Origin of the sequence: Granulicatella sp. zg-ZJ (assembly GCF_010892355.1) — a bacterium.
Lineage (GTDB): Bacteria > Bacillota > Bacilli > Lactobacillales > Aerococcaceae > WM01.
In genome coordinates this window covers 25737-44262 of sequence record NZ_WNJY01000012.1, presented here as the reverse complement: position 1 = coordinate 44262, position 18526 = coordinate 25737, and the positions used below count along the sequence as shown (strand labels likewise).

General features: G+C 33.7%; 8 protein-coding genes and 2 pseudogenes. 9 read left to right on the top strand and 1 reads right to left on the bottom strand.

Annotation, left to right across the window (positions count from 1 at the left end):
* The first annotated feature begins 2 nt into the window (after positions 1-2).
* Together glgA and GMA11_RS04845 are read left to right on the top strand one after the other, a co-directional pair.
* The gene (glgA, locus tag GMA11_RS04850; RefSeq protein WP_163546096.1) at positions 3-1430 is read left to right on the top strand and encodes a glycogen synthase GlgA; all 1428 of its coding nucleotides are present in this window, start codon (positions 3-5) and stop codon (positions 1428-1430) included.
* Positions 1431-1443: 13 nt separating this feature from the next.
* The gene (locus tag GMA11_RS04845) at positions 1444-3843 is read left to right on the top strand and encodes a glycogen/starch/alpha-glucan phosphorylase (RefSeq protein WP_163546095.1); all 2400 of its coding nucleotides are present in this window, start codon (positions 1444-1446) and stop codon (positions 3841-3843) included.
* A 192-nt stretch (positions 3844-4035) separates the two neighbouring features.
* On the opposite strand, the gene def is transcribed toward GMA11_RS04845, so the two are convergent.
* Complete coding sequence (gene def, locus GMA11_RS04840; RefSeq protein ID WP_163546094.1) at positions 4036-4596, bottom strand: peptide deformylase; 561 nt, start codon at positions 4594-4596, stop codon at positions 4036-4038.
* Positions 4597-4744: 148 nt separating this feature from the next.
* On the opposite strand from def, the gene uvrB reads away from it, so the two are divergent.
* From uvrB to GMA11_RS04805, 7 genes and pseudogenes are all read left to right on the top strand, one after another.
* The gene (gene uvrB / locus GMA11_RS04835) at positions 4745-6727 is read left to right on the top strand and encodes an excinuclease ABC subunit UvrB (protein WP_163546093.1); all 1983 of its coding nucleotides are present in this window, start codon (positions 4745-4747) and stop codon (positions 6725-6727) included.
* On the top strand, positions 6724-7371 hold the full coding sequence (locus GMA11_RS04830) for a YitT family protein (protein WP_163546092.1): 648 nt from the start codon (positions 6724-6726) through the stop codon (positions 7369-7371). Before uvrB ends, GMA11_RS04830 begins: the two co-directional genes overlap by 4 nt.
* A 95-nt stretch (positions 7372-7466) precedes the next feature.
* Positions 7467-7697, top strand: coding sequence for a glutaredoxin-like protein NrdH (gene nrdH / locus GMA11_RS04825; RefSeq protein ID WP_163546091.1), 231 nt, complete (start codon positions 7467-7469; stop codon positions 7695-7697).
* Between the two features lie 356 nt (positions 7698-8053).
* A pseudogene (locus GMA11_RS04820) lies at positions 8054-12733 on the top strand (endo-alpha-N-acetylgalactosaminidase family protein); the annotation flags it as partial.
* A gap of 27 nt (positions 12734-12760) precedes the next feature.
* Positions 12761-13570: an LPXTG cell wall anchor domain-containing protein gene (locus GMA11_RS09505; RefSeq protein ID WP_163546105.1), complete on the top strand. Its 810-nt coding sequence runs from the start codon at positions 12761-12763 to the stop codon at positions 13568-13570.
* 464 nt (positions 13571-14034) lie between these two features.
* A pseudogene (locus GMA11_RS09500) lies at positions 14035-16359 on the top strand (glycoside hydrolase family 20 zincin-like fold domain-containing protein).
* Between the two features lie 392 nt (positions 16360-16751).
* A complete protein-coding gene (locus tag GMA11_RS04805; RefSeq protein ID WP_370516574.1) occupies positions 16752-18515 on the top strand; it encodes a discoidin domain-containing protein in 1764 nt (587 codons plus the stop codon).
* The last annotated feature ends 11 nt before the right edge of the window (positions 18516-18526 follow it).

The following is an 18526-nucleotide window of genomic DNA, read 5'->3' as shown; positions in this document are numbered from 1 at the left end:
ATATGAAGGTATTATTTGCCAGTTCAGAAGTTGTGCCATTTTCAAAATCAGGTGGATTAGCAGATGTTGCGTATGCTTTACCAAAAGAGCTTGCAAAACAAGGAATTGACATTCGTGTTGTCACACCATTTTATACACATATAAAACAAGTTTATAAAGATAAGATAAAAGACTTATTATGGTTTACAATAAAAGTTGGGCAAAAAGATTGCTATGTTGGTGTTAAAACCTTATACATGGATGGCGTTACCTATTATTTTATTGATAATTTAGATTATTTTGATCGTGGTACACTATACGGAGAGTGGGATGACGGAGAGCGCTTTGGTTATTTTTCACTAGCTGTTATTGAAATGATGCAAAAAATTGATTTTATACCCGATGTTTTACATGTTAATGATTGGCATACAGCTATGATACCTGCTTTATTAGTGGATAAATACCATTGGGTAGATGCATTTAAAGACATCAAAAAAGTATTAACCATTCATAATTTAAGATTCCAAGGTATTTATGATCCGATTGTGTTAGAAAGTATCTTTGATACATACTATACAATGTTGACAGATGATGGTGGAAAATACTATGATAGTCTCAACTATTTAAAAGCAGGCATTAACTTTTCTGATGTTGTCACAACAGTTAGTCCAACCTATGCCAAAGAAATCATGACAAGTGAATTCGGCGAAGGGTTAGATGATGTGTTACGCCATAATTCTTGGAAAGTTACCGGTATTTTAAATGGGATTGACTATGAACTAAACAATCCTGAAACGGATACACATATTCCGTATCATTTTTCAAGTCAATCATTGAAAAATAAAACAAAAAATAAAACGAGTTTACAACAAGAACTAGGCTTACCTATTCGAGAAGATGTTCCTTTATTGAGTGCTGTTTCACGTTTAACCGATCAAAAAGGATTTCAACTTGTTGCACAAACATTAGAAGAAGTCTTACAACAAGATGTACAAGTCGTCATTTTAGGTACTGGAGATGCCGTTTTTGAAGAGGCGTTTATTCATCTTGCAAATAAATATCCACACAAATGTAGAGCATTGATTACATTTGATGTAAGTTTAGCACAGCGTATTTATGCAGGAAGCGATATATTTTTAATGCCGTCTGCTTTTGAGCCTTGTGGCTTATCTCAACTGATTGCATTAAGATATGGTACATTACCTCTTGTACATGAAACCGGTGGATTAAAAGATACAGTGATACCATATAATCAATTTACAGGTGAAGGTACTGGATTTAGTTTTTATGATTTTTCCGAGTACGTTTTATTAGATGTCATTTATCAAGCACTTTCTCTTTATTTTAATGAACCAGATAAATGGCAACAGTTAGTTAAACAAGCTATGTCACAAACATTTGATTGGGTCTTTCCTGCAAAAGCCTATATTGAGTTGTATCAAAAACATTAAAAAGGAGTAGAGAATGAATATCGAACAATTTGTTACTTTATACAAAAAAAGGTTCATTGATGTGTATGCCTATGATTACACACAAGGATCTAATGTAGAGCAATTATATATTTTATCGGATATTATAAAGTCTATTATTAATGAAAATTGGGTAAAAACAAATCAACGTTATGAAAAAAATAAACAAAAACAAGTTTATTATTTTTCTATGGAATTTTTACCAGGACGTATGCTAAAAAATAATTTATTGAATTTAGGTTTATTAAAAACGGTAGAAAAAGGATTGCAAGATTTAAACTTAAATTTAGATGATTTAGCAAAAGCAGAAGTAGACCCAGCTTTAGGAAATGGAGGCTTAGGAAGACTAGCATCTTGTTTTATGGATTCGATTGCCTCAACAGGTTCGCCGGGACACGGCTGTGGTATTCGCTATCGTTATGGCTTGTTTAAACAAAAATTTGTTGACGGATATCAAGTAGAATTACCTGAAAACTGGTTACGTAATGGTAATTTATGGGAAGTTAGAAAAGAAAATAAATCCGTTATTGTTCGATTTGGTGGACGAGTAAATCTTGTACCAAATCATCAAGGACAATTAGAACCTCAGTATGAAGATACGTTAAATATTTTAGCTGTACCGTATGATGTTGCACAAGTCGGGTATCAAAATGGTGTGGTGAATAATTTACGTTTGTGGTCTGCTGAAATTCCTTATGGTGAAGAAGAGCATTTTAACTTAGAAAAAGAACGAGAAGAAATTAAGAAAATTACTGAAGTATTGTACCCAGATGATTCGAATTATGACGGGCAATTACTGCGTTTAAAACAAGAATATTTCTTCTCAAGTGCTGGTGTACAAAGCATTGTACGTTATTTTAAACACTTGAATTTACCATGGCGTGCTTTTCCAGATAAAATTGCCATTCATATCAATGATACACATCCAACGTTATGTATTCCAGAATTGATGCGTATTTTATTAGATGAAGAGCATTTATCCTGGGAACAAGCGTGGGAAATTACGAAAAATACAATTAGTTACACGAACCATACAATTTTACAAGAAGCCATGGAACGTTGGTCTTGTGACATGGTTGAAACATTATTGCCACGTATTTATCAAATTATTTTAGAAATTAATCGTCGTCATTTTGAAAAGAAAACAGCTATTTATGGCATTGAATTAACAACACGCACAGCTATTGTTTTAGACGGCCAAATTAAAATGGCAAATTTAGCTATTATTGGTAGCCATAGTGTCAATGGTGTAGCAAAACTACATACGGATATTTTAAAAAATGCTACATTAAAAGATTTTTATGAAATGTACCCATGGAAGTTTAACAATAAAACAAATGGTATTACACAAAGACGTTGGTTGCAACTTGCCAATCCAGATTTGACAGAATTACTTGATAAAACCATTGGTACCCAGTGGCATTTTAATCATACCGAATTAAAATTATTAAAAGCATATCAAGATGATAATGATGTATTGCATGCCTTGCAAGATGTTAAACGTTTAAATAAAGAACGTTTTGCTAAATATGTTCTTGAGGAAAAAGGTATTGAATTACCAATAGATGCTATTTTTGATGTACAAATTAAACGTCTACATGCGTACAAACGTCAATTATTAAATGCTCTGCATATTTTATTACGTTATTTAACGATTAAAGAAAATCCAAATATTGATTATGTACCTAGGGTCTTTATTTTTGGAGCAAAAGCAGCACCAAGTTATACATATGCTAAATCTATTATTAAATTTATCAATGCTCTGGCAGATCTTGTTAATAATGACATAGATGTGAATCATTTATTAAAAATTGTCTTTGTTGAAAATTATGGTGTTTCACTAGCAGAATTGATTATTCCAGCGGCAGATTTATCTGAGCAAATTTCATTAGCTGGAAAAGAAGCATCTGGAACAAGTAATATGAAATTGATGTTAAATGGTGCCGTAACGATTGGGACATTGGACGGAGCCAATGTTGAAATTCGTGACTATGTAGGTGCAGAAAACTTCTTTACATTTGGTATGTCTAATCGTGAAGTTGAAGCCTTTTATGAAAATGGCTCATATAATGCACGTCATATTTATGAAACCAATCCAAAAGTTCACCGTGTCCTAAACGCATTATTGGACGGTACAGTGCCACATACAGCACATGAAGGTCAAGAGATTTTTGACTCGCTTGTCACTTACAATGATGAGTATTTTGTCCTACAAGACTTTGAAAGTTATGTCATGACACAAGAAGAAGTGGATAGAGCCTACAAAGATAAAGAACGTTGGACAAGAATGTCCTTGCAAAATGTTGCTAATGCGGGGCCATTCTCATCTGACTATACGATTTTACGTTATGTTGATGAAATTTGGAATTTAAAGCCATACAAACGCCAACGTTAATCATATAGTGTTAGTGAAAAGAAATAAGTAATATTTTTGGAACTAGCCTAAAAGTCAATATCTATTTTAATGAACAGATTTGATTATACTCAAAAAGGCATGAAATCAACTCATTAAACAGATTGATTTCATGCTTTTTTAGAAAAACAACCCTGACACAACTCTTTAAAAGTGTTGTGTCAGGGTTGTTCATTAGTCAATAATTGTCATATTTTCTAATTCTTTAAATGGCTCTGTTTCATTGATACGGTCATAAAACATAATCCCATTTAAGTGGTCGATTTCGTGTTGTACGACAATGGCAGGGAATCCTTTTAGTACCATGCTTTGCTTATTACCGTCTATATCAAAATACTCTAGTGTGATTTTTGAAAAGCGAGGGACATAACCGGGTACTTCACGGTCAACAGATAGGCAACCTTCTCCAGTTTTTAAACATGTTTGTTGGACAGAGTGTTTTATAATTTTAGGGTTAATCATAACCATATCTAAAATAAACGGATCATCTTCGTATTCTCCTGGAACAAGAAGTGCAATCATTTGTTTAGATACATTGATTTGTGGTGCTGCTAGTCCAACACCTGCACGTAATTCATATTTTTCAGCAATTTCTTCATTTTGGCTATTGTGTAAAAACGCAAGCATTTCTTTTGCGATGTCTTTTTCTTCTTGTGTTAGTGGAAAAGAAAGAGGTGCTGCTTTTTCTCTTAACGTTGGATGTCCTTCACGGATAATATCTTTCATTAGTAACATTCTATTCGCTCATTTCTAATTTATATTGATAGTATTATCATATTAAAAAATAAAAAATTTGTCTATTATTTTGCCATACAAGAAAATAGTCATTCTATGGATTGTATGATAAGATGTTACTGAATAAAGATAAGTTAGGAGAGAAGAAATGGGTGAGCATGTTTTTGAAGTAGTTTCTCCCTATCAACCAAGTGGCGATCAGCCACAAGCGATTAAAGAATTAGTCGCAGGTATCCAACAAGGGAAAATGGCACAAACACTATTAGGTGCCACAGGAACAGGAAAAACATTTACGATTGCTAATGTTATTAAAGAAGTAAATAAGCCAACTTTAGTATTGGCACATAATAAAACATTAGCGGGACAGTTATATAGTGAATTAAAAGAATTTTTTCCAAATAATGCAGTTGAATATTTTGTGAGTTATTATGATTATTATCAACCAGAAGCGTATGTTCCTTCTAGCGATACATATATTGAAAAAGAATCGAGCGTCAATGATGAAATCAATAAACTACGTCATTCGGCAACAAGTGCTTTAGTTGAGCGGAAAGACGTTATTATTGTTGCGTCTGTATCGTGTATTTATGGATTGGTTAATCCAGAAGAATATAAAAAATTCGTATTGTCGTTGCGTGAGGGACAAATTATTGAACGCGATGACGTATTACATCGTTTGATTGACATGCAATTTACACGTAATGATTTTGACTTTAGACCCGGAACATTTCGTGTAAGAGGTGACAGTGTCGATATTTTTATGGCATCAAGAGATTCTCAAGCCATTCGTGTGTCCTTTTTTGGAGATGAAATTGATCGTATTCAAGAAATAGACGTGCTAACAGGCGATGTCAAAGCGACCCGTTCTCATGTTGCCATTTTTCCAGCGGCACATTTTGTTTCAAGTGAAGAACAAACCTTAAAAGCGATTGACTCTATTCGAGAAGAGTTAGAGGAACGCTTGAGTGAACTTCGTGCCGACAATAAATTATTAGAAGCACAACGATTGGAACAACGTACAAACTATGATATTGAAATGTTGCTTGAAATGGGTTATTGCAATGGTATTGAAAATTATTCCAGACATATGGATGGTCGTCAACCGGGAGAACCTCCTTATACATTATTAGACTTTTTCCCAGATGATTATTTGATTGTTATTGATGAATCGCACATTACAATGTCGCAAGTTCGAGGTATGTATAATGGTGATAGAGCCAGAAAAGAACGCTTAGTTGAATATGGATTCCGATTGCCAAGTGCAGTTGATAATCGTCCACTGCGATTAGAGGAATTTGAAGACAGAGTAAATCAAATTATCTATATTTCAGCAACACCAGGGCCGTATGAATTGGCACAAACACCGACTGTTACCGAACAGATTATTCGTCCAACAGGATTACTAGATCCACCAGTTGAAGTGAGAAAAATCAAAGGACAAATTGATGATTTAGTGAGTGAAATTAACGAACAAATCGAAAAAGGTGGACGTGTTTTTATTACGACATTAACAAAAAAAATGTCAGAAGATTTAACGGATTATTTAAAAGATATTGGTATTAAAGTGAAATATTTGCATAGTGATATTCATACACTAGAACGAACAGAAATTATTCGAGATTTGCGTGTTGGAACATTTGATGTTTTAGTTGGTATTAACTTGTTGCGTGAGGGATTAGATGTACCCGAAGTGACCTTAGTAGCGATTTTAGATGCCGATAAAGAAGGATTTTTAAGAAGTGAACGTTCCCTTGTGCAAACGATTGGACGTGCTGCACGTAACGCTGAAGGAAAGGTGATTATGTATGCAGATAAAATAACGGATTCGATGCAACGTGCCATTGATGAAACGAATCGTCGACGAAGTATTCAACAAGCTTACAATCAAGAGCACGGTATTGTGCCAAAAACGATTAAAAAAGACATCCGCGACTTAATTGCGATTACGCAAGTGGCTGAAAAAGAAGTGGAGCATACGAAGTCTTACAAAGAAATGACTAAAGCAGAAAGAAAAGAGAGCATTCATCACTTAGAATTAGAAATGAAACAAGCTGCAAAAGAATTGAACTTTGAAAAAGCAGCAACATTGAGAGATATTATTTTAGAATTGCAAGCGGAGTATAAAATATGAGGGAAAACATCGTTAATTTTTTACTAACGATTCTATCAGTTGTGTTTTTAGGAATAGGAGTTAGTTTCAGCGTTAAAGCAGATATTGGATTAGGGAGTATTGATGCTTTTAATTTATCATGGTCGTATTTGACTGGTTATGATATAGGAACAATGACAACGGTGACAAATATGATGTGTGTTTTTTTACAAATCCTCATTTTAAGAAAAAATTTTAGGGTACGTCAGTTTTTACAAATTCCGGTATCTTTTGTATTAGGCACATCTATTTCCATGATATTAACCTATGTGCTGTCCCATATAACGATAACACATTATCCTTTTCAACTAATACTGGCAGTTATTGGTTACATCATTGCTGCAATTTCTGTTGGATGTATGATTGCTTTAAATTGTGTGAGTTCACCGATTGAAGCATTAGGATTAGTGTTGTGTGAGAAAGGGAATTTTAATTTTCGTCGTTTTAGACAGTGGTATGACGTCTGTTTAGTTGGTTTTGCTGTTATTGTGTGTTTTATATTACAAGAGGCATTACCCATTCGAGAAGGCACAATTATCTCGATTTTGATGTATGCAAAAATTGCAAGTTGGGTAAGAGATAAACTTGAACAAACTCATTTTATAAAACGTATTAGAATACAGTAAACACAATATTTAGTATATGTGAATATCATTTAGTTGCATATTTTGATAATTTCATGTATGATGTAACAGTATCGAAGAAAGATTGGAGAATTATAATGGGTAAATCTATTATTGTTTATTCAAAACCAAATTGCATGCAATGTCAATTTACAAAACAGTTTTTAGAAGAACATCAAGTTGATTTTATCGTGAAAGATGTTATGGAAAGTGACGAAGCAATGGCAGAAGTAAAAGATCTTGGATTTTCGTCATTACCAGTTGTTGTAATTGACGGAGAAGAGCCTTTTTCAGGATTTAGACCAGACCGATTAGAACAGGTTGTGTAAATAGTTATAAAAAGAGTTTAATCATTTATTTTTTGATTAAACTCTTTTTATTTGTTCAAAAAATATTTGACAAATTTACTATATTATATAATATAATAATATAGAGAATAAAAATTGTGTTTTTTAACATAAAAGGAGGGGGTTTATGAATTATTGTTTTTGAAAGTGTAAACGTTTAAAAAGGAGGGAAAAATATGGTGAACACTTTAAAAACTAAAAAGTATACTCGAACACTTTTTACTCTTAGTTTATGTTCTATGGTTTTAGCATCGGTAACGCTAATACAAAATTATCAAGCAGTGGGAGTTGAAATGACACAACCAACTACAACCTCGAATGAGGAGAATCACTATTTAGAATGGGTTTCTACATCTGCAATTAAAGGAAAAGCAACTGTAAAAGAACAGGAAGGTATTCGTTACAATGTATTGGAAGCGGTTAATGGGAACGATAACGGTACGAATATGGCTGTTTTTGAAAAACAAGGGTTGCAAGTTGATGAAGAGGGAAACGTTACAGTGGGGCTAACTTTTGTTGAAGAATCAGAAACAGGTCATGGTCGTTTTGGTGTGTTATTACGCCATAAAGATGCTAATAATCATATTTTTGTTGGATATGATAAAGAAGGATGGTTTTGGCAGTATAAAGCACCTGGCGTTGATAGATGGTATCAAGGTTCAAGGATTGCAGCACCTGCTAAAAATTCAAGAAATGAATTAGTTGTCAGCTTAAAACATGATGGACAATTAAATGCAACTGTAAATGGAAACGCTGTTATTAACACAGAAGTTGTGCCACAGAATGTGTTAGATGCTTTACAAGATAGTCGAAAAGTTGCGTTAAAAGTCGGTAAATTTGGTGATCAAGTGACTAAGGTAGCCATTGTAACAGACAATCAAGAAAATGTATCTACACAATCAGATAATGGAAATGTCCCAGCAGGAACATCTATTACTGAAGTGGATAATCAAGCAAATTATGATACATTAACATCTGGTACGCTTGATGTAAAAGTAGATCAAGCATTTCCACGTATTCGTGAATATAAATTGGGAGATGAGCGATTACAAGGACAAGTAACAGCAACAAATACAGTACGTATCAACGGGCATGACATAACACCACAAGTAGCTTATTCTAAAGTGGATAATGACAAAGCTATTTATACGATGACACTGAAATCAGAAGCAGATTTGATTGATGCTGTTATTAAAGTTCAAATAAAAGTAGAGAATAATATTGTTCACTATGATGTGATTGATATTGAGAATCATTATGAAGTTGTTCCAGAGCAACAAATAGATGATGTTAGAAAACTTATTCAAACGATTGATATACCGGGGTACTTTGTTTCTGTATCAAGTGAGAATGCACAATCTAGTTTCTCAGGAGCTAGAATGTCTGTCAATACACATGAAAAAGGTGATGTGTACTATCGTCCATCAGAATTAAAAACAGCAGAAGATTTTGAAAGAGGATTTATGTATGGTTTTGTATCAGACAATCATTTAGCTGCTGGTGTATGGAGTAATTCACAATATAGTTCTGGTGGTGGCGGTAATGATTATACACGTTTGCGTGTTTCAAAACATAATGCTGACTCACAAGCATATATCGGTATTGGTAGTTCACCATTCATTTATCAAAAAGCACATGATAACAAAGTATATCATGAACGTACTTTTGTGTTGCCAAGTGCAAAAATAGTTGTCACAAAAGATAGAAATAACGACCAAGTTGTTGATTGGTAAGATGGAGCCATTGCTTATCGTGATATTATGAATAATCCAGTAGGATATGAAAGTGTGCCAGATTTGGTAGCATATCGTATCGCTATGAACTTTGGATCTCAAGCACAAAATCCATTTTTAATGACACTGGATGGTATTAAAAAAATTGCTTTACATACAGACGGTTTAGGACAATCTATTTTATTAAAAGGATATGGTAGTGAAGGTCATGACTCAGGTCATTTGAATTATGCAGATATTGGAAAACGTATTGGTGGAGCAGAAGATTTTAAAACATTGATTGCCGAAGCAAAACCATTTGGTGCGAAATTAGGGATACACGTCAATGCATCAGAAACATATCCAGAATCTCTTTACTTTTCAGAAGATAGATTGATGAAAACAGCTAGCGGTGAATATAGTTATGGCTGGAACTGGCTAGATCAAGGTATCAATATCAACGCTGCTTATGATATGGCAAATGGACGTGCTAATCGTTTCAAAGATTTGAAAAATGTTCTTGGAGAAGGTCTAGATTTTATTTATGTGGATGTTTGGGGTAATGGACAATCTGGAGATAATAATGCATGGGCAACACATATGTTGGCAAAAGAAATCAATGAATTAGGTTGGAGAGCTAGTTTTGAATGGGGTTATGCAGGTGAATATGACTCAACATTTCAACATTGGGCAGCCGACTTAACGTATGGTGGATATCGCTTAAAAGGTATCAATAGTGATATTGTAAGATTTATTCGTAATCATCAAAAAGATTCATGGGTAGGAGATTATCCTTCTTATGGTGGTGCTGCCAACTATCCATTACTTGGTGGATACAGCATGAAAGATTTTGAAGGTTGGCAAGGAAGAAGTGATTATAGAGGATATATTACAAACTTATTTGCCAATGATGTCATGACAAAATATTTCCAACATTTTACTGTATCGAATATGACTTTAGGACAACCTGTGTCCATGACTGATAATGGCTCTACCTATTCTTATACACCAGAAATGTCTGTAACATTAACGGATCCACAAAATAATCAGCTCGTTATTAACAGAAAATCAAATAATGTTTCTAGTGCTGAGTATAGACAACGTACCGTTTCATTAAATGGACGTATGATTCAAGATGGTTCTGCATATTTGGTACCTTGGAATTGGGACGCAAATGGGCAACCATTGCCACAAGAAAAACAAAAAATGTACTACTTCAATACACAATCAGGTGCAACACAGTGGCAATTACCAGATGATTGGCAAGTAAGTCATGTTTATTTATATAAACTAACAGACTTAGGAAAAGTAGAAGAAAAACAAATTCCTGTACAAAATGGTGCTATTCAATTAGATGAATTATCAAATCAACCGTATGTACTATATCGTACGCCACAACAAAATATAGACGTTTCTTGGAGTAGTGGCATGCATCTTGTCGATCAAGGGTTTAATAGTGGTTCATTAAGTCAATGGACAATTTCTGGAGATACAGCATCTGCTGAAATTGTACGTTCTCAAGGAGATAATCCAATGTTGCGCTTGTCAGGAAATCAAGAAACAGTTTCTTTAACACAACGTTTAACAGGACTAAAACCAAATACAACTTATGCGGCATATGTAGGCGTAGACAATAGAAGTGATGCTAAAGCCTTTATTCGTGTGAACACAGGAGAAAAAGAAATTGAAAATTACACGAAACATTCTATTGCTTCTAACTATGTTAAAGCTTACGCACACAATACATTGTCACAAAATGCAACAATAGATAATAAAAGTTTATTCCAAAATATGTACGTTTACTTTACAACTGGAGATAATGTCGATAATGTGACATTAACATTATCAAAAGAAACTGGAGATGGGGCAACTTATTTTGATGATATTCGTATTTTTGAAAATCAATCTACTATGTATAATGAATCACATGATTCAACATCAAAAACCGTCTTTAAACAAGATTTTGAAAATGTTGCACAAGGTATTTTCCCATTTGTCATTGGCGGTGTCGAAAATGTTGAAGATAATCGTACACACTTATCTGAAAAACATGAACCATATACACAAAGAGGTTGGAATGATAAAAAAATCTCTGATGTTATTGAGGGAAATTGGTCATTAAAAACAAATGGGTTGAGTGGACGGAATAAATTGGTATATCAAACCATTCCACAAAACTTTAGATTTGAAGCTGGTAAAACATATCGTGTGTCATTTGACTATGAAAGTGGTAGCGATAATACGTATGCCTTTGTTGTAGGAAATAGAGCTTATGAAAATCCAAATACGTTAGAAAAACAAACACCACTGGAGAATACATGGGTAAATAGTGATACCGCAAAACATGCATCATTCCTTGTAACAGGAGATGAATCTGAAAACACATGGATTGGTATTTTATCAACAAGTACAGCAGGAGATACAAGAGGCGATGCAGGAAAAGCTGTTAACTTTAAAGGATATAATGACTTTATGTTAGATAATTTGATGATTGAAGAAATCGAATTAACAGGAAAAATGCTCATTGATAATTATTTGAAAGAACATTTACCAATTCCAGAAGGTTATACAGTAGAAACATTAAATGCTTATAAAGAAGCGTTATTTGCATTGAATTTAGTGCCTGAAACAATTACGCTTGATGAGGCACGTGCTGTTATTGCGAAAGTGGATGATGTGTACAATGCTCTTGAACCGGAAGAAACAGTGATTACACCAGAAGATATTGAAAGTGCAGATGCTCCTTCACAAAGTGGCGAAGACATTATGCGTGCATTTGACGGAGATTTATCAACAATATGGCATACGCCATGGAGTGAAGTGGCGATCAATAGACCTGTGACAATTGTATTAAAAGAACCTAAAGATATTACAGGTTTTGTTTATACTCCACGTCAATCAGGAAGTAATGGTATTTTAAGAAATGCGACACTTGTTGTGACAGATGATAAAGGTCAAGAGCATACTTATTCAGCGGAAAATTGGGCGAATAATGCTGAAGAAAAATGGTTAGAATTTGGTGAAACCATTAAAGCGAAAAAAATTGTTTTAACGGGGACATCATCTTATGGAGATTCTGAAAATACATTCCAATCAGCAGCAGAACTGTACTTCTTACTTCCTGAAAAAGAAAAACCAATACTTGATGAAACACCTTATACAGAAGCACTTGAAAAAGCGGGAACCTTATATGGTGTAGAAGATAAAGTGAATCGTATTAAAGAAGTATTTGCTTATGCGAAAGAACATCAGTTATTAACACCAGCAACATTGAATTACTTAGTCGAAGCATTAACGAAATTAGAATCTATTCCTGATTTTGTGACGAATGGTATGCATGTGACAATCATTGAGGATGGAAAAGTAGCAATATTTGAAGATGATGACAAAGATACAGAGGCAACTGTTCGTATTCCTGTATCTGGTTTAGCAAATGATGTATATGCATTTGTTGTGAAACATTTGGCAAGTGAAGTCGTTGACTTAAAACCAGAAGATCATGATCTTTATGACATGTATTTTGTCGATAAAAATGGAGAGAAAAAACAAATTAAAGAATCAGCAGATGTAACTATTCCAGTAACAAGAGAAGTTGAGCATGTGTATCATGTTTCAGAAACCGATAAACGCACACTTGAAGAAGTACCGTTTACGATGAATGAAGAGAAAACAAGTGTTACTTTCCATGTTGAACACTTTAGTCATTATGCAATTGCATATAAACCAATACCAAAAGATGAAAGTTCAACAACTACAACTACAACTACAACGGCAACAATGACAAGTACATCATCCACAACTGAGATGACTACGGAAACAACAACACAAACAAATACAGAAACAACAAGTTCTCAGGTATCAGCAACACAAACAGAAAAAGTGACGACAACAACACAAAAACGTCCAAGTGAAAATGCTGATGCTGAATCTAGTGTTAGACAAGAAAAACCTCGTATTTCTATTTCTATTCGTCACACAACAGCATCTGATAAAGAATCACCAAGTCAACAAGGGGAAAAACCAGTAGGGAAACATTTACCGAATACAGGGGATGCGTCTACTTCAATGATTACTATTGGACTTATTGGCACTATTGTTGGTACAGTAATGAGTATCGTATCTAAAAAACGAAAAGCAGAATAGTAGTAAAGAATATCAATCACACAAGATAGCGTCTTGTGTGATTGGTTATCTCTTTTGATATAGAGCGCATATGAAAGAAACATTATATAGAATTAGAAATGGTATTGTTCATAGTGTTACCTTATGTATTATCTCATATCGGATACATTGTCAAAACAACCATAAAAATACAAACAAATTCTTTAGCGATTTAAATTAAAATAAACAATATAACAAAAATATGTAACCGTATACAATTAAAGTGATTAGTATTTTATTAAGGAATATAGCTAATATATAAATCAATTAATAAAATTTAAATATCTTTTATTGACTAAAGAAATCATTCACTTAGAACGAATAATATCATTCATACAGAATAACCGTTAGTATTACAGTCTTTAAATAGGACACGTCAATGATACACATGTAATAACCATTTACCAAATACGTTTCAACGCAACACTTTTTATGTGTTTGTCGGAATGCGTTTTATCATATTTGGATTGGGAGCATGGTGGTATAAAAGGGAGGAAAAAATGAATAAAATCATAAAATGGATAAGTGCCATGTGTGTGATGTTCCTTTGCATCATTGGAGCAACAACAATACATGCAACAGAAAACGCATATCAATTCTATCCAACAGTACAAGGCATCACTTATCAAGAAGAAAATTTATCATTAAGTAATCAGACGATTTCGCTTTATTTTGGAAATGGAATTGATGAAGAAACGAAAGCTTATGCACGTCAGTTATTGACAGCACATCATATTGCTTTTCAAGAAGTAACTCAAAAAGTAGACAATGGTATATCATTAAATGTTGAAATAACGGATACACAAGAAAACTTGTTTAGTCATTGGGATGCTTATTCATTAAACATTAACGCAACAGGTGTTCATATTATTGGAAAACATAAAGATGCAGCGTATTTTGGTTTGACAACATTACATCAAATATTAACACAAGCAACAAACCAAACGCTTCGTTATCTTACAATTTCCGATTATGCAGATGTGAAATATCGTGGGTTTATTGAGGGGTATTACGGTATTCCATGGTCTCATGAAAATCGTCAATCTTTAATGCATTTGCAGGTCAATTTAAGGCTAATACATATATTTTTGCACCAAAAGATGACATTTATCATAGTCAACAATGGAAAACTCTATATCCAGAAGAAAAATTAGCACAAATACGTGAATTAGTAGAAGTGGGTAAATTAACAAAAACACGGTTTGTTTGGACAATTCATCCATTTATGAGTGGGGCTCGCTTTAATTTTTCACAGTATGAAGAGAATTATGGTTATTTAATCAATAAATTTGAACAACTGTATACAACGGGGGTACGTCAATTTGGTATTTTAGCCGATGATGTTGGTTCTATTGATCGCAATCAATTATTACGTTTATTAAATGATATTAGTCAATGGGCAAAAGATAAAGGAGATGTAGAAGATATTCTATTTTGTCCGGCTGGCTATAATACATCTTTCCAAGGAAATTTTTCAGAAATGAAAAAACTGAATGAAGCACCGGATAATATTCAATTTTTCTGGACAGGTGAAACAGTTGTTAATAGAGTAACGAATCAAACAATCAATCGTTTTAAAACATCTTCTACAACAGATGGACACCCAGGTAGAGCACCGTATTTTTGGTTGAACTGGCCTGTAAATGATTATAAAAAAAGCCGTTTACTAATGGGCCCAGCTGGTACATTATTAGAAACAGGTGTTACTGATTTAGCTGGTTTAGTGACCAATCCAATGCAACAAGCACAAGCAAGTAAAGTTGGTGTTTTTGCTACAATTAACTACGGTTGGAATACACACCATTTTTCTTCTGATGATGTGTGGCATGACGGTATGGCATATATTGAAAAAAACCAAACAGATGCTTTATTAGAAATTACAAGACATTTACAAGATGTATCTCCAAGTGGACATGGTTTAGTCATGGAGGAATCAGAAGCATTTAAAGATTTGATTGCATCTTATCAACAAGCAGTAGAAAATGGAACATCTATCAAAGAAGTAGGTACATCTTTGATACAAAAATATCAAGTATTGTATCAAGCAACACAAGATTTTTTAAATGGTGCTGAAAATGAAGGATTAAAAGAAGAAATGACACCGTGGGTAAACACACTCGCCAATATTGCACAAGCAAGTCAGTCTTTTATTGAAAGTGCGATTGCTTTAGAAGATAACGATACAGAAAAAGCATGGTTGGCATATTCTAAAGCTGCAACACAAGAAGAATTATCAAAAACACATACTGTACAAAATATTAGTAGTGTAGATAAAGTAGAAGCAGGTGCAAAACGTTTAACGCCATTTATGCAGTTTTTAAAAGAGAAAATGGCAGATAAAGTGAAACGAATTGTATTGCCACAACATGATGACACACAATCTGCTCCAGAAACACCTACGCTAGTTAAATCATCTCATTTCAATAGTATTTATAGTGGTAGTGAAGCAAATATGCTTGATAATAATCCAAATACATTCGTTTGGTACAGTGTTGCGGGAGATTCATTACCTCGTGATGCCTATTTAGGCGTTGATTTACATGAGGTGTACCGTATTGGTGACATTGCCTTTTTACAAGGAACAACATCTAATGACGATATTTTTAAAAATGCGGTACTTGAATATTCAGTTGATGGTGTGACGTATCAACCTTTTACAGATACGCTTTACAATCAAAAAGATGTTCGATACGATGCTACACAACAAAATATAAAAGCACGTTATATTCGTTTGAGAAATGGTGATAGTACAGAAAAATGGGCTGCCATGAGAGAAATTAGTGTGACAACATTAGCCAATCAACAGCTTATTGAAACGAATGTTGATAGTTTAAAAGAATTACCGGCAAAACAAACACCACAAACATTTACATTAAATCCAACAACACAAGTGACATTACAACCAAATGAATACATTGGATTGGATTTACAACGTATTCGCTCTTTAAAACGAGTGTCTATTGAACACACTAGTCAATTACCAATTTATGCAGGAACAAATAGAGATGATTTAAAACCATATACATTGGAAACTGTTCCAAATGCACGTTATATTGTGATAAAAAATACAACAGATAATCCAGTAACATTTGATATTCAACAATTTAACGTCGAAACAAATGATGTTCTACCATTGAAAGTGAAAGATACAAACTTTACGGATATGGAAAATCCTTTAGCTGCATTTGACGGAGATTGGAATACTAAAGCATGGTTTAAAAATAGTCAATTAGCAGGGAAATACGTTGTGTACGATTTAGGTCAAACGATTACTTTAGACAAAATCAAACAAATTGTATCTGACTCAGAACATGACTATATTCGCCATGGTAAAATTTCAGTTTCTGAAAATGGTACAGATTTTACAGATGTTTTAACATTGGGAGATACTGAAAATGATTTAGAAATTGAAGGTGTTTATCCAGATAGAGAAGTCCAAGTTTTAGGTAAATCCTCTAATGTCAATCATTTACCTGTTCGTTACATTAAAGTGATGTTAACGAAAAATAAAAGTGGTGATGATAAATGGGTACGTTTTAATGAGATTGTGTTAAATGACCGTGAAGAATTAAAAGTATCCAATAATCCGACTTTTGACGTAACACCGGCTGTAAGAAATGCCGATAGACCAGAAAATATGGTAGACAATCGTTTAAATACAGCTTTTAGAGGTTCACAAGATGGAGGAGAGTTACTCTATCATTTATCAGAAACAGCTTTCCATAATGCTTTAACTGTTATTCAAAATGACGAAGTATCTCATGCGAAAGTAAGTGTTCAAAATCGTGCGGGTGACTGGCAAGAGATTGGCGAATTAACAGGTGGTATCAATACATTTAACTTAAAAGATAAAGGTGATATTGTTACTGTAAAACTAACATGGCAAGAAAATAATCGACCAGTCATTTATGAAATGTATACCACTAATGGCATCAATCGTTTACCATTACAAAACTTGTTAAAAGAAATTGCGACTTTAAACGAAAACGATTATGCAGAGGGGTTCCCTGCCTTAAAAGAAAAAGTGACAGAGGCAAATCGTGTGTTGCAAGATGATGAGGCAACAGCAGAACAAATTGCACAAATGGTACAAGCATTACAAGATAAAGTCAATCAATTAAAAAAATATCATCTATTTATCTCAGAAGATGTGACAGTGAAAATGGTAGATGCAGATACTATCAAAGACTTAGAGATGAAGGTTGTACCAACGACAAGTCCTACTTTAGATCAAACGAATAAAGAGTACGATTTATATGACATTTATTTCGTGAAAAAAGGAACGACTGAAAAAGTGGCAGTTACACAACCAGCTAAAGTCACATTAAACATAAACGAAAATAAAACAGTGGCAGAAATCGTATATATCAATGAGCAAGACGAAAAAGAAAGTTTATCATTTGACATAATGCGTGAAGAAAACAAAGTTGTATTCCTAGCAACACACTTTAGTAAATACGGTGTGGTGTATACATCATCTAAACCGGTTGAACCAGAAGAAAATAAACCGGACGAAAATAAACCAGATGAGAATAAACCGGACGAAGTACCTGTGGAACAACCAAAAGATGAAGCAACAACGACCACAACAACAAGTCAAACTGAAACAAGTCAGACAGAAACAACCACACTCACAACAACGACAAAACAAGAAAAAACAGAAAACACAAGCACATCTGTAAGTACAAGTGTTGTACCAAAAGAAATTGCAGATGCAACAATGACAAAACAAAGAGTACACTTTATTAGTGGCTCTTCACAACAAGTAACAGATAAAAACAGTACACAAAATAATCGTCAAAAAGAACAATCAAAAGGATTACCGAATACAGGTGAACAAAACCACTGGTTACAAGTAGGTTTAGGTGCTGGTTTATTATTACTAGGTATTGGACTATGGATACTTTATACACGTCGTAAAAAGTAAGGGGCGAAAAA